The organism is Enterococcus sp. AZ020 (genome assembly GCF_050499205.1).
GTDB classification, from domain to species: domain Bacteria; phylum Bacillota; class Bacilli; order Lactobacillales; family Enterococcaceae; genus Enterococcus_L; species Enterococcus_L dunnyi.
Map to the genome: position 1 here is coordinate 1,227,232 of NZ_JBIPAT010000001.1, position 17,764 is coordinate 1,244,995.

Below are 17,764 nucleotides of genomic sequence, written 5' to 3' on the forward strand. Positions count from 1 at the left end.
GTTCTCCCTCTTATTTAAGTTTTCATTTTTGTGACTAGCGTCGATAATCTTCCGTACCTGCAAAGATTTTTTCTGGTTTTCCCTCAGCGTTATACAGTACTTGTAGATACTTTCCAAAAGTTCTTTCTTCTTTTGCAGTTTTAATATCTGAATAAATGACTACAGATTTTTTTGATAGTTTACTTGGATCTGCTGTTTCTTTTTTAAAGGCTTCCATCTCTTTAGATAAATCTTTGATTTCAAAAATTTCTCCTAATCGTTGAATTAGATTTTCAAGTGTTTCCTCAGTAAGCACGCTTGATTCTCCGGAAGCAGTCAAAATAGTAATATCTTGGCTAGCGATTTTTACCTTTTTCAATTCATCCATATATAAGTATGTTGTTCTAATTTGTGAATTTGCTACGTTTACGCCTTCTTTATCAGTAAATCTTAGTTTATTTATAAATTGAAGTTGTTTACCATCTGCAAGAACATTAAATCCTTCATCAAACTTCACGCCTTCTTTTTCACTTAAAATATCCTTAGTCACCTTGATTGACTCATCAAAAGATGGTAGCAACTTCAAGTTAAACTTTTTATTGATCGTTTCACTTACCTCTGCCTCAGTAATTGGGTAATCGTATTCTCCAAGCTGTTTCTCTCTATCTCCCCACCAGACAAATGCCTTCTGATCTTTTTTCAAAGGGGTATCTGCTGTTGATTTTGGTTGGTTACTACAAGCACTTAAGGTTAGCAACAGTGCCAAACCAACGATGATCATCATCTTTTTTTTCATGCTAACTCTCCTATTCTGTTAATTGGATGGATAGTGGTTCTTTATTAGGAAATTCCGTTGAATCAAATACAATCTGAATCGTTTTTTCTGTATCCGATAGTGGATATATTAGCGCGCCTTCAACAGAGGAACCTTTAGCTAAATTTCTGTTTCCAGCACCAACTAAATACTCTAAGGACTCATCTGACATAGGTATTTCATCTATGTTTCTCAGTTGTTGATCCCCTTGAGAAACAACCATGTATTTCTTCCAATGTTCTGAAGGGATTAACTCTTTCGCACTTTTGTTTTTGTACACATATCTCAATACCATATAATTTTGATTTTCAATTTTCTCAATATTGTACTTACTCACAGTAATTGCTAACTGTTCATTTTCTACTTTGTTGGCCAACTTATTTTCAGTAGTACTCTCCTGTGTCTCTTGAATTTCATCAACCTTTTCAGTCAATGTTTCTATAGATTCTTTTAAACTACTTCTTCTCTTATCACTAGAATTGTCCATCTGACTATAGCAATTTAATTGAAGAACGCCACGTTCCGTTGCAACAAAATAGATATCTAGCCAAGAATCTTTTTCTTGGTAATCAACCACAAAGGTATATCGAACAGCTGGCTTTCCCTGTACCTCGATCAACTCTTTATCACTTTTTTTCACTTCATAAAACTTTTTCAGATAGCTTACTGCTTCTTTTTCCAACTCGACTTGATTGCTTAGATTCTTTTTGTCTGCACGGACAAATAACGTAGAGTTACTTTTTCTATCTACTGCACCAAAAATGGCTGTTTTGTTCAGCTGATCTTCAGGTTTTTCTTCCACTTCCCAGTTTTTGGGTAAACGGATGGAATACTCACTTCCGTTAAACGAAAAGTCATCCGTTTTTTTTTGAAGTGAAAAGCTTTGGCATCCTGTTAAAAGTACAAGTACTAACAGTAATCCTAATACCTTTTTGTTCTTCATTTCCTACTCTCTCCTTGTTGGATAGTTAGTCCGTTTTTCTGTTTTTTTCTTTGAATAATATAAACAAAAAGAATGAATAGTAGGATACAACCTACAAAAAGACTAGCACCAATAGCAAATCCTTGCGGAAGGTAAACAAACTGAATCTCATGTTGTCCTTTAGGTATTTTTAAAGATAAGAACGCATCTTTAAAAGTAGTGATTTCTACTTTTTCGCCATCTATATATGCCTTCCAGCCTTTGTCGTAAGGAATCGTTGTCAGTAATACTTGATCTTCATCTAAAGAGACTTCCGCATTTGCTTGACGGCCATCAACAGTAAAATCAATCGCTTTTTCTTGCATTTTTTTCGTTTCTTCAGCAAATTTTTCAGTATTTAAGAACACTGCCTCTGGTCGATAAATCGTTATATTTTGCGGTCCATTGATAAAATCAACGGAGACTTCTACTGATGTCGTCTCTTCATAGTAGCCTAAATCATAATACTGACCTGTGTCTGTGAGTCCGCTTGCTCGTTTATTTCCATCAATGGAGAAATGAACATTTACTTTTCCGTAAGTAGCTAAATCTAACGGAACCAAACTTAAATACCCCTGACTTTTAGCTGGAACTGTAACCAAAAACTTTAAGCTTCGTTTATAGCCTGCTTCCGCCTCTCCCAGATCAATCGTATCTCTATTTTCTGTTATTTCTACATTATCGGATTCAATAATCGGTGCATCTCCAAATGAAAAATACGTTTCACTCGTTTCAGTTAAATGATTAAACAGTTCAGTTTGATTTTTGACTGCATCTTTTTTATAAATCCCTTTGTCTGTCATCACGCCTAAAGGCAATGCATACTGATTTTCGTAAAGGGTGAAATCTCCACTTTTTCCAACTTTTTTGTAGCCAAATTTATTGAAGCCTTTATCACTGCTGATGTTATATTTCATTCCTAATAATGTATCTGCCAACAATGTATTATTGGAGTAATCAATAATCAGGTTCGTTCCCAACGAACGAAAACCAAGCGAGTTTAGATACTGAGATGAGTGGCGATTTCGAATAGAAGAAAACATTTTGACCCCATGGTACCCATACTTAAAACTTTCATTTATCGTCGTTGTATTTAAGTTCTCCATGCGATAGAATGTATCATTCTCACTTTCTGTTTGAGCGACTAGCTTTTCAATATCCTTTTGCCCATCTGTATAGTAATCACGGCTAACATAGCCCCAATCACTATTTATTCCAAGGATCATCATATACGAATTGAATGCTGTTTCGCCTAGCATGAACACAAATAACATCAGCATTACAGCTTTTTGCATTTTCGGCTTATGATAGTACACTAGCCAAATTGCCAAATATATCACAAGTAAAGCGATAGTTATGATCAATGATTCTGTACTGATAATGCCGTAACGTTTTTTGTTTGACACTAATAAAAATAGGATGAATACAGCTACCACCGTTAAAACTATGTTCGTAAATCGATTGATTTCTTCTTTTGATACTACTTCTAACCCATAGCCAGCTAATAAAATCATTAAGAATGAAATCAAAAAGCTGAATCTAAATAAAAACATGTAAGGAGCATGCATGCCATGCCAAAGTAGATTTAGCGGATAAATATAAACGCTTGCCATCAAAAAAAGTAATAATATTCCATAAAGTACTTTATTTTTTAAAGGGATCTGCTTTGAGACAAAATAGTAAATACAAAAGATCAATGGGATCAAGCCAATATAGATAAAAGGCATACTCTGATATTGACTAGTATCATAGACTCCCACTAAACTTTTAGCTACAAAGTCCCATGCTCCTGTGTCCACTGTAAGCCATTTGTCAAATGTGTTTAAACCTTCTCCATTTGTTGCTAAGTCGATGATAGTTGGCAGAATAGTCACCATTGATGCCCCACCAGCAAGAAATGATGTAATCAAATATGGAATAACACTGTTTTTATACCTTTTAGGATCGGTAAACAATCGTGCTATAAAATATAAAAATGAAAACACACCGACCATGAAGGCCATATAGAAATTTGACAAGAACAACGCCAAATAGCTGATGAAAAGAAGCACCGGCTTTTGTTTATCCATTAAACGGTGGACACCCAAGATGATCAGCGGAAGATAAACAAATGTGTCTAACCACATAATTACCTCTGAATAGCCTACAGCATAAGACATCAAAGCATAAGCAACACTTAAGCTGACTGTTAACCATCGATTCAATTTATATGTATTGTGTGCAAAAACCCAAAATGAAAGTCCCATGGCACCAAACTTGATCAACGTTAAAAAGTATAATGCGTCTGGAATATTGCCAGAGCTGAATAGCCCCACTAATGGTGTAAAAATACCATTTAAGTAATAGGCAGCAAGTGCCCAATAATTTAATCCTAATGAGCCCGACCAAGTATAAAAAATACTTTGTTTACCTTCTAATACATTTTTAAAACTAGCATGAAATACCGAATACTGTGAATAAGAGTCAGAAGCCATAATAGATAGGCTACTTCCCGGATAAATTCCTCTCAGATAATAGACAACTGTCATTATCAGTATTGGTAAACAAACACTCAATAGTATCGCTACGGAGTTCTTCTTTATAAACTCTTTTATCGCTACTTTCTTCATTAAATAAAATCCTACTTTCTTTGATTTCTACTGAACGATCCCCATTGTATTAAATGGATAATATCGAAAACGGACAACCCCCTCTATTTGAGCTGTGTCCACCAGTCCAAATGAACGGCTATCTGTAGAATGATTTCGATTATCTCCTTGTACAAAATAGGTCTTAGCTGGAATTTCTCGAAGTTGAGAGAGCTCCTTTGCAACAGTTGGCTCGAGATTGATTTTTAAAGTATTATCAGGAAGTTCCTTTGCTTGGTCTGGAAATTCAGGGGTCAAACCATAGGCACCTTCTTTAGGGAGTAAAAATAGATTACTTCCTCTCACCCATATGTAATCTCCCGGCATCCCGATAATTCGTTTGACATACGATTCTTTTTTATTTTCTTTTGGTGCAAAAGTCACGATATCGTAACGGGAATAGTCATTGGTTTTTCGGATCAAGATTCGATCTTTATTTTGGAACGTCGGCTCCATAGATTCTCCATCTACACGATGTACTGTAGTTGTTGAAAATAGTGCCACACATATACATACCGCAATCAGTAACCAGATTGTTTCCTTTGAAAAAATAGATTCCCTCATTTTTTCTGCTAATGACTTGTCATTTTTTACTCTTTTTCTAGGTTTGAATTGACTTTGATTTTTATGTCTTTTTCTGCTTGCTGTCTTCTTATGCGGTACTACGTTTCTATGATTTTTACTAGTAATAGCCGTGCTTTTTTTAGGTAGTGCTCTATTTTTTTTCATTCGCTTTTTCCTTCTAAAACTGTCTCATATCGTAAAACGGAAACACTCTGGCCTTTACAACGCCGATAATATCTTTTCTATCGATAAATCCATAGTCACGGCTATCTGTTGAAAAGGCTCGATTATCTCCTAAAACAAAATACTTATCCTTCGGTACACTCCCAACCTCTAAAAGTTGATCTAAGGTGAAATCTGACGTAATCGGCTCTCTTGTAACTTCATCAAATCTCGTAGAAATAAATCGTTCTGCTTTCAAGGTATCATCAATATATAATTCGCCATTTTTGTATTCTACTCTTTCATTCGGCAGTGCAATAATTCGACGAATACTCTTTTCTCCATTTTGAGGATTTTTGAAATAGACTAAATTAAAACGTTTTATTGCACTCCATTTATTTACAAACAAACGGTCAGTGTCATTTATGGTAGGAGTCATGGAATACCCTTGCGCTTTAGGTAAAGAAAAAGTGGCTACACTCACGATAAAAAATAAAAGGAGCGAGACACTCATGGTTACAATTATTTCCGTTATAAATCGTTTTAACTTTTTTCTTTTTTTGCGTTTGCTACTCTTCTTTTTAGGTGGATATTCTCTTTTAGAAGCTACGAACTTTGCATTTTTTGAGGTATTTTTTTTTTGACTATTTCTATTTTTCTGCGTGTTTTTTTTCCCATTTCGTTTCTTTTTTTGATTACTATTCTTTTTTGAGGATAGAGAAACTTTTTTATTTGGTTGATTTTTTTTCCTAGTTCTTCTTTTTTCCTCGCTCACATAGCTCACCCCAATCTTCAAGCTATTGTTTTTTCTTTAATGCGTCCTCATTAATGTTAAATCGTTTAAATACTTCTGCTTGCGTTTCCTGAGATTTCTTTATATCTTCCATGTAATTTGCATATGCGTCTTCATCTTGAAGATTTTCTATTTTTTGTGAATACAAATTCGTTCCTAATTCTTTTAATCTTGTAAAATGTCTATTAAGTAGTACTTGTCCATCTTCTTTTAATGCGCTAGAGGCTTTCGTGTAACCATAAGTTGTCATCTTAGCTGCCATTTGTCGAAGATTCTTTAGTGATTTTTGAGGGTTATCATTTTGCTTTATATTTTCTAGTTGCTTAGCTGTCTCTTGCAACGCATAGTACCCTTGGACAATGGCTTCTGAATCTTTTCCCTGCAAATGATTTTGTTGGTAATAGCGAGAATAAGATGCTCCACCTACAGCGATACCTGCAAAAAGAAACAGTATGATTCCCCAAGTCAATTGTTTCCTTATGCTCTGCTCAAGACTGCGCTTCGCACGAATAAATCGTTTCCGTTTCTTCTTGTTTTTTGGCGGTCGTCTTTTCTTATAGAACTTCAGTTTTTTAGTATTTCTTATAGAATTAAATAACAATACTAAACTGAAAAACATAAAGAGAAGGGCTCCCGATATCAGTGAAACGAATGACCAATCTAAAACACTCATTTCTCTAATCCTCCTCCTTCTCTAAAATTAGTTTCTTTTCTTCTTCGCGTTTTTTTTGCTTTTCTTTTTCTTCTTATTTTTATTTAAAATCAAACGTACAATGACAAAGATCACTATAATAACCGCAATAGCTCCGCCTACGATCATCGCAATCAATTTCCAATTGATTCCTTGTTCCTGTGTTAGCTCAACATCTTGATCATTGTATTTATCTGCTTCCTCATCAGTAATGGTAAACTCTTGATCCCATTCCCATTTTTTATCTTTCGTACTGGCAACAACATGCGCTGAATAGTCTCCAGGCAACATTTTTTCACCATTCATTGATACTGGAAAATCCACCATGCTATTAGGTGCTACACGCATTCCAGCTTTTCTTGTATCATACAGTACTGTTTCAGAACCTTTTTGAGAAATTTGAACATCCATCGTCAAATCTTCTAAATAGGCAGCTTCTACATTAGAAAAGTTCACAAAGACACTGTTCCTATAGTTGTTTAAACCTGCATAAACTTTATTTAGCTCTAAATTAGGTTCAACCACTTTATCAGTTTCTGTTAATAACATTCCAATGGCGTATGCATATTCATTGATCACACCTTTTTGCTTAGCACGTTCCTTTTCATCAACTTTATCTTTTAACTCAATACCACCTGAAATCACACCATCGTAAGAAGAATCAGGCATCGTGATCTCTAGCTCTAAGGGCACTGTACTTTTAGCTGGGATTTTAATTGACTCTGGCGCCTTTACGATATCCGCAAAGTTGTATTTCATCGACTTATCTATATCGATTTCTACTGGACCATACTCGATAACACCATTGCCATTCGTCTTAGCGCTGTTTAGTGAAACAACTGCCTCAACTTCGTTATCATTTTCATTTGTCAAATCAATCGTAACTTTCTGTTTTTGGCCTGGCGCCATTCGTAAATCAAAGTAGCCAACTTCTTGATTGATTTGGTTTTCAGGCTTCTTTGTTTCATATGTAAATCCGATTGCATACGCATTAGAGCTAAACCCTGTTAGTCCGATTATGTATAAAAATGTAATTAAAAATAGCTTTTTCCAATTTTTCATCGATCGTTGCCTCATTTCCTATTTTCATAACATACGTTCACTGACCTTTTCAGTCAGTGAACGTAAAAAGTAATTTTTCTTTTATCTAACGTCAGCTAATGTCCATGTGATTGTTGCTGTATAATCACCAGATACGATTACTGGGTTATCAGCTTTAGGAACTGCCAATGTTACCGCTTGGTCTGCTCCACCAGCAGCACCGTTTTTACTTACTTCACCAAAGTTGATTTCATGTTGTCCGAAACCTTTTGTTCCAGTAGCTACAACATCATTAGAGATGAATTTTGTACTTGTTCCATCTGTTTTCAAAACTTGGCTTGCTGCTAATACGTCTGGTGACTCACCACCTGCATGAGTATTCATCCACATGTTGCTATAAGTGATTTGAGTTCCAGCTAGCTCTTTAGTAGTTCCTTCCGTGAATTTTGTTGATTTTGCTGATAAGTTGTACGTACGTGCATTCTCACGTCCATCATAGAAAGCTACAAAGTTTTGGATATCTTTTGTTGTAGCTGGCGCTGCTGGGTTGTAAGCTGAACCATTTGCTTCATACAAAGAGGCATTAAATGATTCATCGGCTGTTAGTACTGAGTGAGTTCTGAATTCTAATGGAGTTACTGCAATAATCCCAAATTCACCTGGATCTGTCATAGGTAATGTAGAATTACTTGTGATTACAACTCCTGAACTAGTACTACCTGGATCTGTTAGTGTTTTAGTGCCAGTATCTTTTGTAAAACCGATATGACCTTTTCCTTCTAATGAATGTTCTACCGCTTTCGTTGTGTTTGGAATCGCAACTGCAACTCCTACTGTTGCTAATAAAGCTGCTCCGCATAATTTGTGTGTTAATTTCATTTGTATTTCCTCCTAATTTGTGTGTATCTAATTTATGGTAACTCAGCTAATACCCAAGTTAACACCGTAGTGTAAGTACCCGAACTTATTTTCGTTGCTTTCGGGATAGACAACTGTAATGCACTGTTTTCATTTACTTGTTTGTTTCCAAACGTAGGATCTAACATTGGCTGACCTGTGCGATCAATCTTTGGTGTTAAAGTATTGGTCATGCCTATTGGATTTTCTGCAGAAGCACCAAACGAGATCGACCATACCCCATGTCCTTTTCCTGATTCAGCTGTTGCTAAATTATATGTCTCACCAATATTATTTAATTGAATAACTTCCTTTGAAACCAAAGGAGCTAGATCTTTATCTATTGTAGAATTTGCCCACGATTTATCAAATGAGAGAACTGAACCAATCAACTCGCTGTTTGCTGCTTCCAAATTTTGAAATTGTGTCTCTTGACGTAATTGGAGTGTCCAGCCATAAGCTGAGTCTCTTACATCCGTCACTTGAACAAAATTACCACGAGCAGTTGTTTCATCGTGGAACAACTGAGCATTTACAGGGTAACTGGTTGCCTTATCTGTAATTTTGTTCACAGAAAAATTCAGCTGCGGTACAAAGTCGATACGCAGTTTCCCTTTCGTACTCGGGCTAGGACCTGGATCTACGATCAAGGATGGGTTTTCGGGATCCTGAATACCTTCTAAATCTCCACCACCACTATCACTGGTAAATCCGATGTGCCCCGTTCCAGTTCCACTTTCATCAGCAAGTGAAGACTGTGCATTTCCTGCCAGAAAGACCGTACTAAATGATAAAAAGATCACGGTATTAAATAGTACTTTTTTCATCATTCAGCCTCCTTCTTTCTTTTTTTCAAAACAAAGAAGATAATGCCTACGGCAATCAGCACAATTCCACTAATGGACAAACTCTTTTGAACTAGTTCTCCTGTAGATGGGTACTTCCCTACAGGTTTTTCTATCCTAGTCCCTGAATCATCTCCGCTAGTTTTTGGATAACTAGTACTTGAATCAATTGTTGGTTCTGTGGTTGGCTCTGTAGTTGGTTCTGTAGTTGAACCTGTGGTTTCATCATAAAACGTGATTTCACCATTTGTTTGAACCGCGCCGCCTTCTGCATTTGCTTGAATAGATACTATAAACATTCCACAGACTATCACCACTAAAAAGGAGGATAACAGCAGATAGCTTATTCTATTTTGTTTCATCACTATTTCCTCCTTTGTTAATAGGCATCTGATAATGTATATTCAATAACTGCCTGATAGTCTTTCATGGATCTGCGCTGTTCCCGTGGTAACCTGAAAATGAATCCATTATTTTTATTTTCCCACTCTAGTTGACTAATATTGTATTGCCCAGTTTTCAGAGTCGTCGGCTTATAAATACTCTTAGACAAGTTCAAGCCTAATGGTTTCTCCTGATTATCCATCTTATAATACAATGAATCTGTCAATACATCAGAAGTATCATCTAATGCAGTCATTTCTTTAGTAACTTTTGCGTACAACGTCCAACCAGCTATTGGTGCACGAGTATCCGAAACTACCAACGGTGTTTGAGGGTCGTAATCAGGTTTTGATGCCTCTACTTCTCCAAAAATCTGTGTATTGTGTATACCAAAATCAAGCATGTCAGGAACTGATACTAGTTTCAGTGCTCCTTTAAATTTAAAGTAAACTGTCGCATCCGTTTGCGGAACCTTATAAGGATTAGCAGGACTTTCTGTTAAAACATATGATTTCTGCAAGTCTTCAATAACTTTTGCTACATCAGGTATAGCAGCAATATCAAGTTCCTCACCTGAAAGCTGTGTCTTAGTGATCGATCCTTTCAGATCATCCCCACCTTCATCTACAAATTTAATCGTTAATGTGATATTTTTAGGCACCTTTTTGTAGTAAAGCGTGACTGTTTTAACCACATTTTCGGTAAATTCAACTGTAGTCAAATCTGTCGGATCTGATTTAGTAAATGTGTAATCTGTAAATGTTGTTTTTTCAATAGTGGGTTTGGTTCCTACTGGTCCAACCAACTCTTTCGTCGTTTGAATTTCTGTTAATGTATCTTCATCAACGTATCTTACATTTACTGTAGATTTATTTCTGGTATAGTAGAGTTTCACCGTTTGTTCCGCATCTGTATATTTTATCGTTGATAAATTAATAGATGACGAATCATAAGTGTAGCCTGAAATTGTTTTTGGTGTAATGGCAGGATCAGGTGATGTTCCAACTTGTCCCGTTCTCTCTTCTGTTGCTTGGCCAGATATAAGTTGATTTTCACTTTTGTCCCAATATTCGATTTTTATTTTTCCATTTTTGATTGAGTAAAACAGGTATACATCGGTATCTGTTCCAAATACTGGAGTAGTTGGATTCTGGAATACAAACTGATACCCTTCGCCGACAACACCAGCATCTAATTGGGCAGTCGTTGGTGATGCTCCATTTGTTCCTTCAATTTCTACCGGTGGAATAATATCTGTCCCATTGGAACTCAATTTGTAGTGCACCTTCATTTTGCTGACTTTAGGATTTTCTGTGTAGAACAGCTTCACCGTTTTATTCGTACTACCGAATGTCATACCAGCTAATGGTTCTGAGTCTGAGTCTACATACGTGTACCCATTAATTGCTGTTGGCGTAATATTAGCTAACTTACCAATGTCTCCGGTCAGTGGCTTATCTGGTTGACTCGAAATCTTTCCGCCATTTTTGATCCAGTGCTCAACCGTAATCGTACTTTGCGTTGGCGCTTCTTTCGCATATAGTTTATATACGTTTTTACTCGCATCGAAACTAACAGTTAATGAAGCTGCATTTAGCGCGTCACTGTTTGTGAAATCAAGCGCACCATAAGCTGCGTCACCCATTGCATCTTTTACAGCGTTTTTCAAATCAAGTTGTGATAAGACTGTGCCATATTTTTTAGATGCTAGCTGACTACTTTTCAGTGAATAAGCTGTTCCGCCATAGTTTTCATACGTATTACTTACAATCGTATTTCCCTCTTTTAGCGTATAGTTACTTGCTACTGCTTCAGAACCTGTACCGTTGTAAGTGTAAAGTTCTACAGCTGCGTCAGATATTGGAGCATATAGGTTTGGTGAAGCGTTGTATGTTCCAGGTGCGCTATTTACAGTAATACTTGCAGCGTTATAGACTGGAACTTTATCGCCCATTTCATAACTAATATAATTATTGTTTGCTGCCGTTACATCAAATGTCGACATTCCTCCACTAGTTGCACCATGAAACTTCAATTCTGTCGTAGTCATTGAATCTTCCAAAGCATATTGTCCGCCAAATGTATCAGGCACAAAATTGAACTGATTTGTAGCTAAGGTAGTATTCCATGACACAGCTGTACTAAGCTCAGTCCATGGGTAGAAAGTTCTAGATCCTAATAAACCTATACCTTTGTAATCCAATGCTCCACCAATAACTCGCGTTGGACTGACATTCAAATCTAGAATTCTTTTTGTAAGTGTATCAGGGTCGTGCGCATTTGTACTATTTACTTCAATATGTCTCCAGCCTTTAGCAACTCGAGCAGGAGTAAATATCTCTTCAACCATCGGATCATAATTCGGAGCATTGTCTCTTTTGAAACTTACTTGAATGAACACAGGTGATAGATTCGTGCGAGATCTGATGCCTGCACTATCTTCAAAATCATCTAAGCTCTCTAAAAAGGCTTGCTTCTGAGCTGCTGAGCTAAATTCATAATTTGAATAGATAATTATCGTAGGTCGTACATATCCCTTAGCACCATATGAGTAAGCTCCATGATTGGTCGTTCCATCAAACAATCCAGTAAGATGTTTTACGTAACTTGCTAAGTCAGAACCATAACTGGATTGGTACCTATCTCCCATGGGATTCGTCATTCCAAACCAAGTTGCTAAATCGCTAGAACCAGCAGCAGCAGACGGCCCATTAAAATTGGTTGTTGTTCTTCCCTGATCCTGTATCTGCAAGTAACCACCATACGTATATCCACGATAGAAACTTTGAACGTTCATCCCTTGATAAGGCAATCCTGCCATTCTCATTGCCTCATATTGACCTAGTACCAAAGAATCCTTAACATACGATAACGCGCCATTTCCAGTAAGCTGTGATGCAGTCATATTACCAATAGAAGTAGACATCGTCCCTACATAATCTGTTAACTGTGCCGTAGAAACGAAGGCATTTGGAACATATCCGCTCTCTATATCCCCCATAATTTGAGCCAAATTATATTCTAGTTGGTCATCTGGATAATCATTCAACGCAATATTCCTTGCACTATACGTACCAGAATCATACAACTCCAACCCTCGTACCGTTTGAATCAACTGTTGTCTCGCCAATTCAGAACTAACACCTATTTCTGTGGAAACTGTCGCATAGTAGACCTTATCTAACGCTGCTAACGAACCTTCCTGCCATGTTCTATTTTCTTTATATGGCCGTGAGGCATCTGATCCTTTTAAGGGTGTCAAAAATTTGTTTACAGAATCTCTAGCTTCAGCAAGTGTTGGAGCTGTCCATGTTTTGTAATTAGAAGTTGTGATATCCGCTGCCGCTTTAACAGGTGTTCGCTTTGCAGTTAATCCATATTGAAGAACACCAAAGATCATCACAATACTCATCAGAAGTGAAAAACCTATTTTGAATCGTTTCATTCTAACATTCCTTTTCATATTATTTTCACCCCCTTTCACCTTTTATCGTTTTTTTAAAGGAGTTACTCACAAATCATGTAACCGACAGAGCGTACTGTTTTGATATGATTTGGATTAAGTGAATACTCTTCCAGCTTTTCCCTAATATGAAAAACAACGTTTGATACACGATATTTTTCATTATTGTAGGGTTTGCCCCAAACTTTTCTATATAACTCTTCATATGAAAAGGCAATACCTGGATTACTTAATAGTAGCTTGAACAATTTATATTCTGTTCTAGTAAGTGGTACTTCTTCACCTAAAGAAACAAAGCTTAGATTCTTTTCATTTAATTCTGCTGCCAGATCTTTCCCTTCTGTCACTTTCTCTTCTTCTATTGATTGGACTTCATACTTCTTTTTTCTATTTAAAGCATTCTGCACAATTAATTGCAGTTCTTTAGGTGAACATTCTGTACTGATATTTCCATCTGCTCCCAATTGTAAGTAGACAACACGTTTCTTTTCATCATGTCTTTGTGATACAACCCAAACAAATGCCTCAGAAATCATCTTGACTTCAATGATTATTTGACAAATCTCTGTAACTGCCGAATCAACATTATCTGTAAAAATCAATATTGCATCTTTTTTTTCAAGGTCATTGGACATATTTTCCGGATCTATGTTGAAAGCTTTAAAAGAGTCAAAGCCACCCTCTTCTATGTACGAATTGATTTCTTCTTCCGAAAGTCCAGTGTTGATAATTCCTATGTTATACATATTTTCCTCCTAATTATTTTGATTTCCTTCCATGCATCGAGCGATCGTTTAGATGACACTTCCTTTCTGTTGATTTACGATACGTATATTTGGCATTAATTTGTTGAACAACTTATAATGGTTTTCGTAACCACAGAATCTTTTTTCTCATATTTCATTTCTTATTTCTGATACAAATAAGAAACAGGTGTTTTTTCACCACGTATAGCATAGCTTTAGAAAATTCGTGACCACATTGGTGACGGCTTATTTGTGCAAAAAATGAAATGCTCAGCTATTGAGCATTCAAAAATAAGTGATCGATCGTAGCAATCGCAGCTTGGCGATTTTCTAGCAATGAATCGGTATACGTATCTAGTGTCAGTTTTGTTGAATGATGTCCCAGTATTTGACTCAGACTGGCAATGTCTACGCCTTGTTCTAAACAACGTGTGGCAAATGTGTGCCGCAATGTATGGAAGCGAATATCTGATAGACCTAAAGTATTCGTAATTTTTTTGAAGCGGTAATTGATCGTTCTAGGTTCTGCTAATCCTCCATTACATGAAATAACATATGCCGTTGATGCCTCGTTCTTTTTGTTTAACAGGTAGTTAGATAAGTTAGCTGCTAAGGGAATCACGCGTTCGGAATTGTTTGACTTAGGGGTTCCAGCAACTATTTCAGTTTTCGATAAAGCGGTATGTTCATTGGTGATTCGTGTAATGGTTCGCCTGACATGAATGACATTTTTTTCAAAATCGATATCTTCCCATTTCAATCCACTGATCTCTCCAATCCTCATTCCTGAATATAATGCTAATAAAATAGGAGAACATTCCGTTTCCTTTAGTGCCAGTAGTTCGATCCTCCGTTGATCAGATAAAGAAAGTGCGGTGATTTTTTTTGTCGTCGTTTTAGGTAAAATCACATTTTTACAAGGATTTTCGTGCAGATAATTTTGCTTAACAGCGACATTCAGTGCATTTTTTAATATGTTGAAGACATTTCTGATCGTTCCAGAAGCAAATTGTTCCTTCGCCAGTCGATACACCAGATTTTGTATCTCTTCTTGTTTGATTTTTTGGAGTCTGATAGAACCGATTGCCGGCAGAATATGGCGTTTGATCAAGCGAACGTAGTTAGAATAGGTTGTCGGTTTGACCGTATATTTCATGGTTGTCATCATCCAATTTCCGATGAATTGTTCAATTGTTCCTCTGTAACTAGTGATGGTATAGTCTGTCGTGAGGTACTTTGCCTTCACTACTGTTAGTTTTTCTTTCACTTCAGAATACTGTCTTCCATATATGTAGCCATACACAATTTTATTTTGAGGCGTCCGTTCTTTGATGTATCGTCCTTCCCAACGCCCATCCTTACGTTTATAAATATTTTCTCCCTTTTTTACCATAGCTGATCTGTCCTTTCCTAAGAATTTCAAAAATAGCAACAATTTTTTTGACGATTTTTTTGACGGCGGAAGTTTTTTCACACATGATATTTAAAGGTTTTTTCAAAAAAATTAAATATATATGTTTCATTTATCTCAAAAATTTTGAACTTTTCCAAAAAAAATGAGATAAAATACTATTGACTTTAAAACTTAGCTCAGTTAACATGAATCTACGATTAATTTACAAATAAAAAAGAAGATTTTCTTCTAATAAATCGATTTTATTTAAATCTTATTTGTATCAGAAATAAGAAATAAACATTTATTATTCGTTTTTCGTTAAATTAAATTTATCACGATTCTCTACTACGAAATATCCATAAACCGCATTATCAAAATCCGTTTTATGACACAAAAGCGTCTATCTTCCTTTGAGATAGGTGATTTTTTCAGTTCATATTTGTTGAGAAAAATATGATTCTAGCTTATTATGTCAGCAATGAAAGCGAGGGATATTCATGCTTAACTTCGATATTTTCGATGCAGACACGGGAAAAAAATTACGGCTACTTTATTTGCTCTACAAAAAAGAAGAGTGGTATTCTATCGACGAGTTAGTATTTGATAGTCAGTTAGAACGAAAATCTGTCCTAAAGTATATAAAGGACTTAGCAGATGATTTATTAAAAATCGAATCTGCACATGTTCCTATACAAATAAATTTTTCAAAGGGTAGAGGGGTACGATTTATAGGAGGGCAACTAGGGTACCTTGAAGCGATTCCAGTTATTTCAGAACAATCGATCTCGTTATCTTTAATGAAGGAATTATTTTTTCAGCCAAACTTATCGTTAGATTACTTTTTACAGAAATATTTTGTCAGTGAAAGTACGATTCGAAGGAAGGTTACACATTTCAACAGTATTATTAAAAAATACGAATTGAAAATTAAATCAGTGAATCGAGAGTTAAGTATCGAAGGAAGTGAAATACAATTTCGCTATCTCAGCTACATCGTATTTTGGAACGTTTATCGTGGAATGTCTTGGCCATTTCCAACTATTGACCAGCAGAAGATTCTGACTTTCATTGAAACAGAAATGAGAACTTATTCTTATCTTAAAGACGTCTCTGCTGCAAACTGGAGTTATATGATTGCAATCAACCTCTATCGTTATAACCAAAAAAAAGAAGTAACCGAAGAAGATTTGCCAGACTTTTCCCATCAATTGAATCAAGAAGCTCTTACAAAAGCTGGAATACATGATTCGATCCTGACATCTATTCAGCAAAATTTTCATGTATCTATTTCAGAAGCAGACTTCCTTTGCTTATTGTTTCAAATGAGATCTGGATTTCTTTTGATTCCAGTCGTTTCAAAACGTCTGCTGGCCGTTCATGAATCCTTGAATACTCCTGTACATCAGATGTATCAGTTGTATTTAGATGTACTCCAACCAGACTTATCTTCCGCTGATGAACAAACAAAAATTGCTTACCACAGTGTGCTTTATGTAGGATTTTTGACTGATCTCTTATTTCCAAATTTCACAACGACATTATCAGGCTATGACTATACTAGATATTTAAAGCAAAACTATCCGTTCTTACGGTCTGCCATGGTCAATAAATTTCAGGAACTACAAAAACGCGCGGTTGGTACTGGCGTAACCTTTAAAAACGAAGGTATGCTTGTCGCTCGTTTTTGTGAAGCACATGCTCTTATTGAAAGTCCAACTAAGTTTTCACCACCAGTCTATATACAAATGGAAACAGATTTACCTATAATCATGGAAAAAATCATCGCACAACAAATGGAGTCATTTTTGCAGCCTTTTTATAATATTTCTTTTGTACAACACACTGCTTCGCCTGATGAAGTGACGATCGATTTGATCATCGCATCTACAACCTCTCCATTACTGAAAAAACGTGCACGAAACACTCCTGTTGTCTATATCAATCCTAGCTTTAGCACAAAAGACCTCTTCAATATCATTACTGTTATTGAAAATGAAGTTGAAGCAAGAAAGCCTTAAAAAGTTTTAATAGGTAGTATATAATCAATATCCTTTAAAGTAACTTTGTATGAGATCTTTTCAACAGATATAGCTTATTTTGATGATCTGGCCTCCTTTTCTAATCTATCCTTTAAAATACGATCGTTATTTATAAATAGATTGTAGTGGCTCACTCTCTATTAATCCACCACAAAAATGGGAAAAAAGTTTAATGAAATTGGTTTAAATCTCTTTGATGTGTTGATAACATGGAGATTTTCTGTAATCTAACAGTCCTTTTTTCATTTTAAAAGTGATATTTTCATTAAAATGAATTAAATAATACACGACTTTCGCTCAATCTACGATTGAATGAGTAAGAGAAATGCACCTACTATGAGCGTTTATCTATCTTTCGCTAG

General features: G+C 35.9%; 14 protein-coding genes. 1 reads left to right on the forward strand and 13 read right to left on the reverse strand.

Annotated features, from left to right (window positions below):
* Window positions 1-34: 34 nt before the first annotated feature.
* The 13 genes from IGI58_RS06010 to IGI58_RS06070 all read right to left on the reverse strand — a co-directional run bounded on the left by IGI58_RS06010 (window position 35) and on the right by IGI58_RS06070 (window position 15,360).
* Window positions 35-775 (reverse strand): hypothetical protein, encoded by a 741-nt coding sequence (locus IGI58_RS06010; protein WP_429954140.1) that lies wholly within the window; start codon window positions 773-775, stop codon window positions 35-37.
* Between the two features lie 10 nt (window positions 776-785).
* Complete coding sequence (locus IGI58_RS06015; protein ID WP_429954139.1) at window positions 786-1,736, reverse strand: DUF5067 domain-containing protein; 951 nt, start codon at window positions 1,734-1,736, stop codon at window positions 786-788.
* Window positions 1,733-4,363 carry a YfhO family protein gene (locus tag IGI58_RS06020; RefSeq protein ID WP_429954138.1) on the reverse strand — a complete coding sequence of 877 codons (2,631 nt, stop codon included), beginning with the start codon at window positions 4,361-4,363 and terminating at the stop codon, window positions 1,733-1,735. Before IGI58_RS06020 ends, IGI58_RS06015 begins: the two co-directional genes overlap by 4 nt.
* A 27-nt stretch (window positions 4,364-4,390) precedes the next feature.
* The gene (gene lepB / locus IGI58_RS06025; protein ID WP_429954137.1) at window positions 4,391-5,110 is read right to left on the reverse strand and encodes a signal peptidase I; all 720 of its coding nucleotides are present in this window, start codon (window positions 5,108-5,110) and stop codon (window positions 4,391-4,393) included.
* A gap of 13 nt (window positions 5,111-5,123) precedes the next feature.
* On the reverse strand, window positions 5,124-5,882 hold the full coding sequence (gene lepB, locus IGI58_RS06030) for a signal peptidase I (RefSeq protein ID WP_429954136.1): 759 nt from the start codon (window positions 5,880-5,882) through the stop codon (window positions 5,124-5,126).
* A gap of 22 nt (window positions 5,883-5,904) precedes the next feature.
* The gene (locus IGI58_RS06035) at window positions 5,905-6,573 is read right to left on the reverse strand and encodes a hypothetical protein (RefSeq protein ID WP_429954135.1); all 669 of its coding nucleotides are present in this window, start codon (window positions 6,571-6,573) and stop codon (window positions 5,905-5,907) included.
* 27 nt (window positions 6,574-6,600) lie between these two features.
* A complete protein-coding gene (locus IGI58_RS06040) occupies window positions 6,601-7,653 on the reverse strand; it encodes a DUF916 and DUF3324 domain-containing protein (protein ID WP_429954134.1) in 1,053 nt (350 codons plus the stop codon).
* An 81-nt stretch (window positions 7,654-7,734) separates the two neighbouring features.
* The gene (locus IGI58_RS06045; RefSeq protein WP_429954132.1) at window positions 7,735-8,511 is read right to left on the reverse strand and encodes a WxL domain-containing protein; all 777 of its coding nucleotides are present in this window, start codon (window positions 8,509-8,511) and stop codon (window positions 7,735-7,737) included.
* Between the two features lie 32 nt (window positions 8,512-8,543).
* Window positions 8,544-9,356: a WxL domain-containing protein gene (locus IGI58_RS06050; RefSeq protein WP_429954131.1), complete on the reverse strand. Its 813-nt coding sequence runs from the start codon at window positions 9,354-9,356 to the stop codon at window positions 8,544-8,546.
* Window positions 9,356-9,736, reverse strand: coding sequence for an LPXTG cell wall anchor domain-containing protein (locus tag IGI58_RS06055; RefSeq protein ID WP_429954129.1), 381 nt, complete (start codon window positions 9,734-9,736; stop codon window positions 9,356-9,358). The genes IGI58_RS06050 and IGI58_RS06055 overlap by 1 nt, the downstream gene beginning before the upstream one ends.
* A gap of 17 nt (window positions 9,737-9,753) precedes the next feature.
* Complete coding sequence (locus IGI58_RS06060; RefSeq protein ID WP_429956315.1) at window positions 9,754-13,221, reverse strand: MucBP domain-containing protein; 3,468 nt, start codon at window positions 13,219-13,221, stop codon at window positions 9,754-9,756.
* A gap of 44 nt (window positions 13,222-13,265) precedes the next feature.
* Window positions 13,266-13,967, reverse strand: a complete 702-nt coding sequence (locus IGI58_RS06065; protein ID WP_429954126.1) for a DNA-binding response regulator — start codon at window positions 13,965-13,967, stop codon at window positions 13,266-13,268.
* Window positions 13,968-14,241: 274 nt separating this feature from the next.
* Window positions 14,242-15,360, reverse strand: a complete 1,119-nt coding sequence (locus IGI58_RS06070; protein WP_429954125.1) for a tyrosine-type recombinase/integrase — start codon at window positions 15,358-15,360, stop codon at window positions 14,242-14,244.
* Window positions 15,361-15,860: 500 nt separating this feature from the next.
* On the opposite strand from IGI58_RS06070, the gene IGI58_RS06075 reads away from it, so the two are divergent.
* The gene (locus tag IGI58_RS06075) at window positions 15,861-17,381 is read left to right on the forward strand and encodes a helix-turn-helix domain-containing protein (RefSeq protein ID WP_429954124.1); all 1,521 of its coding nucleotides are present in this window, start codon (window positions 15,861-15,863) and stop codon (window positions 17,379-17,381) included.
* Window positions 17,382-17,764 lie beyond the last annotated feature (383 nt).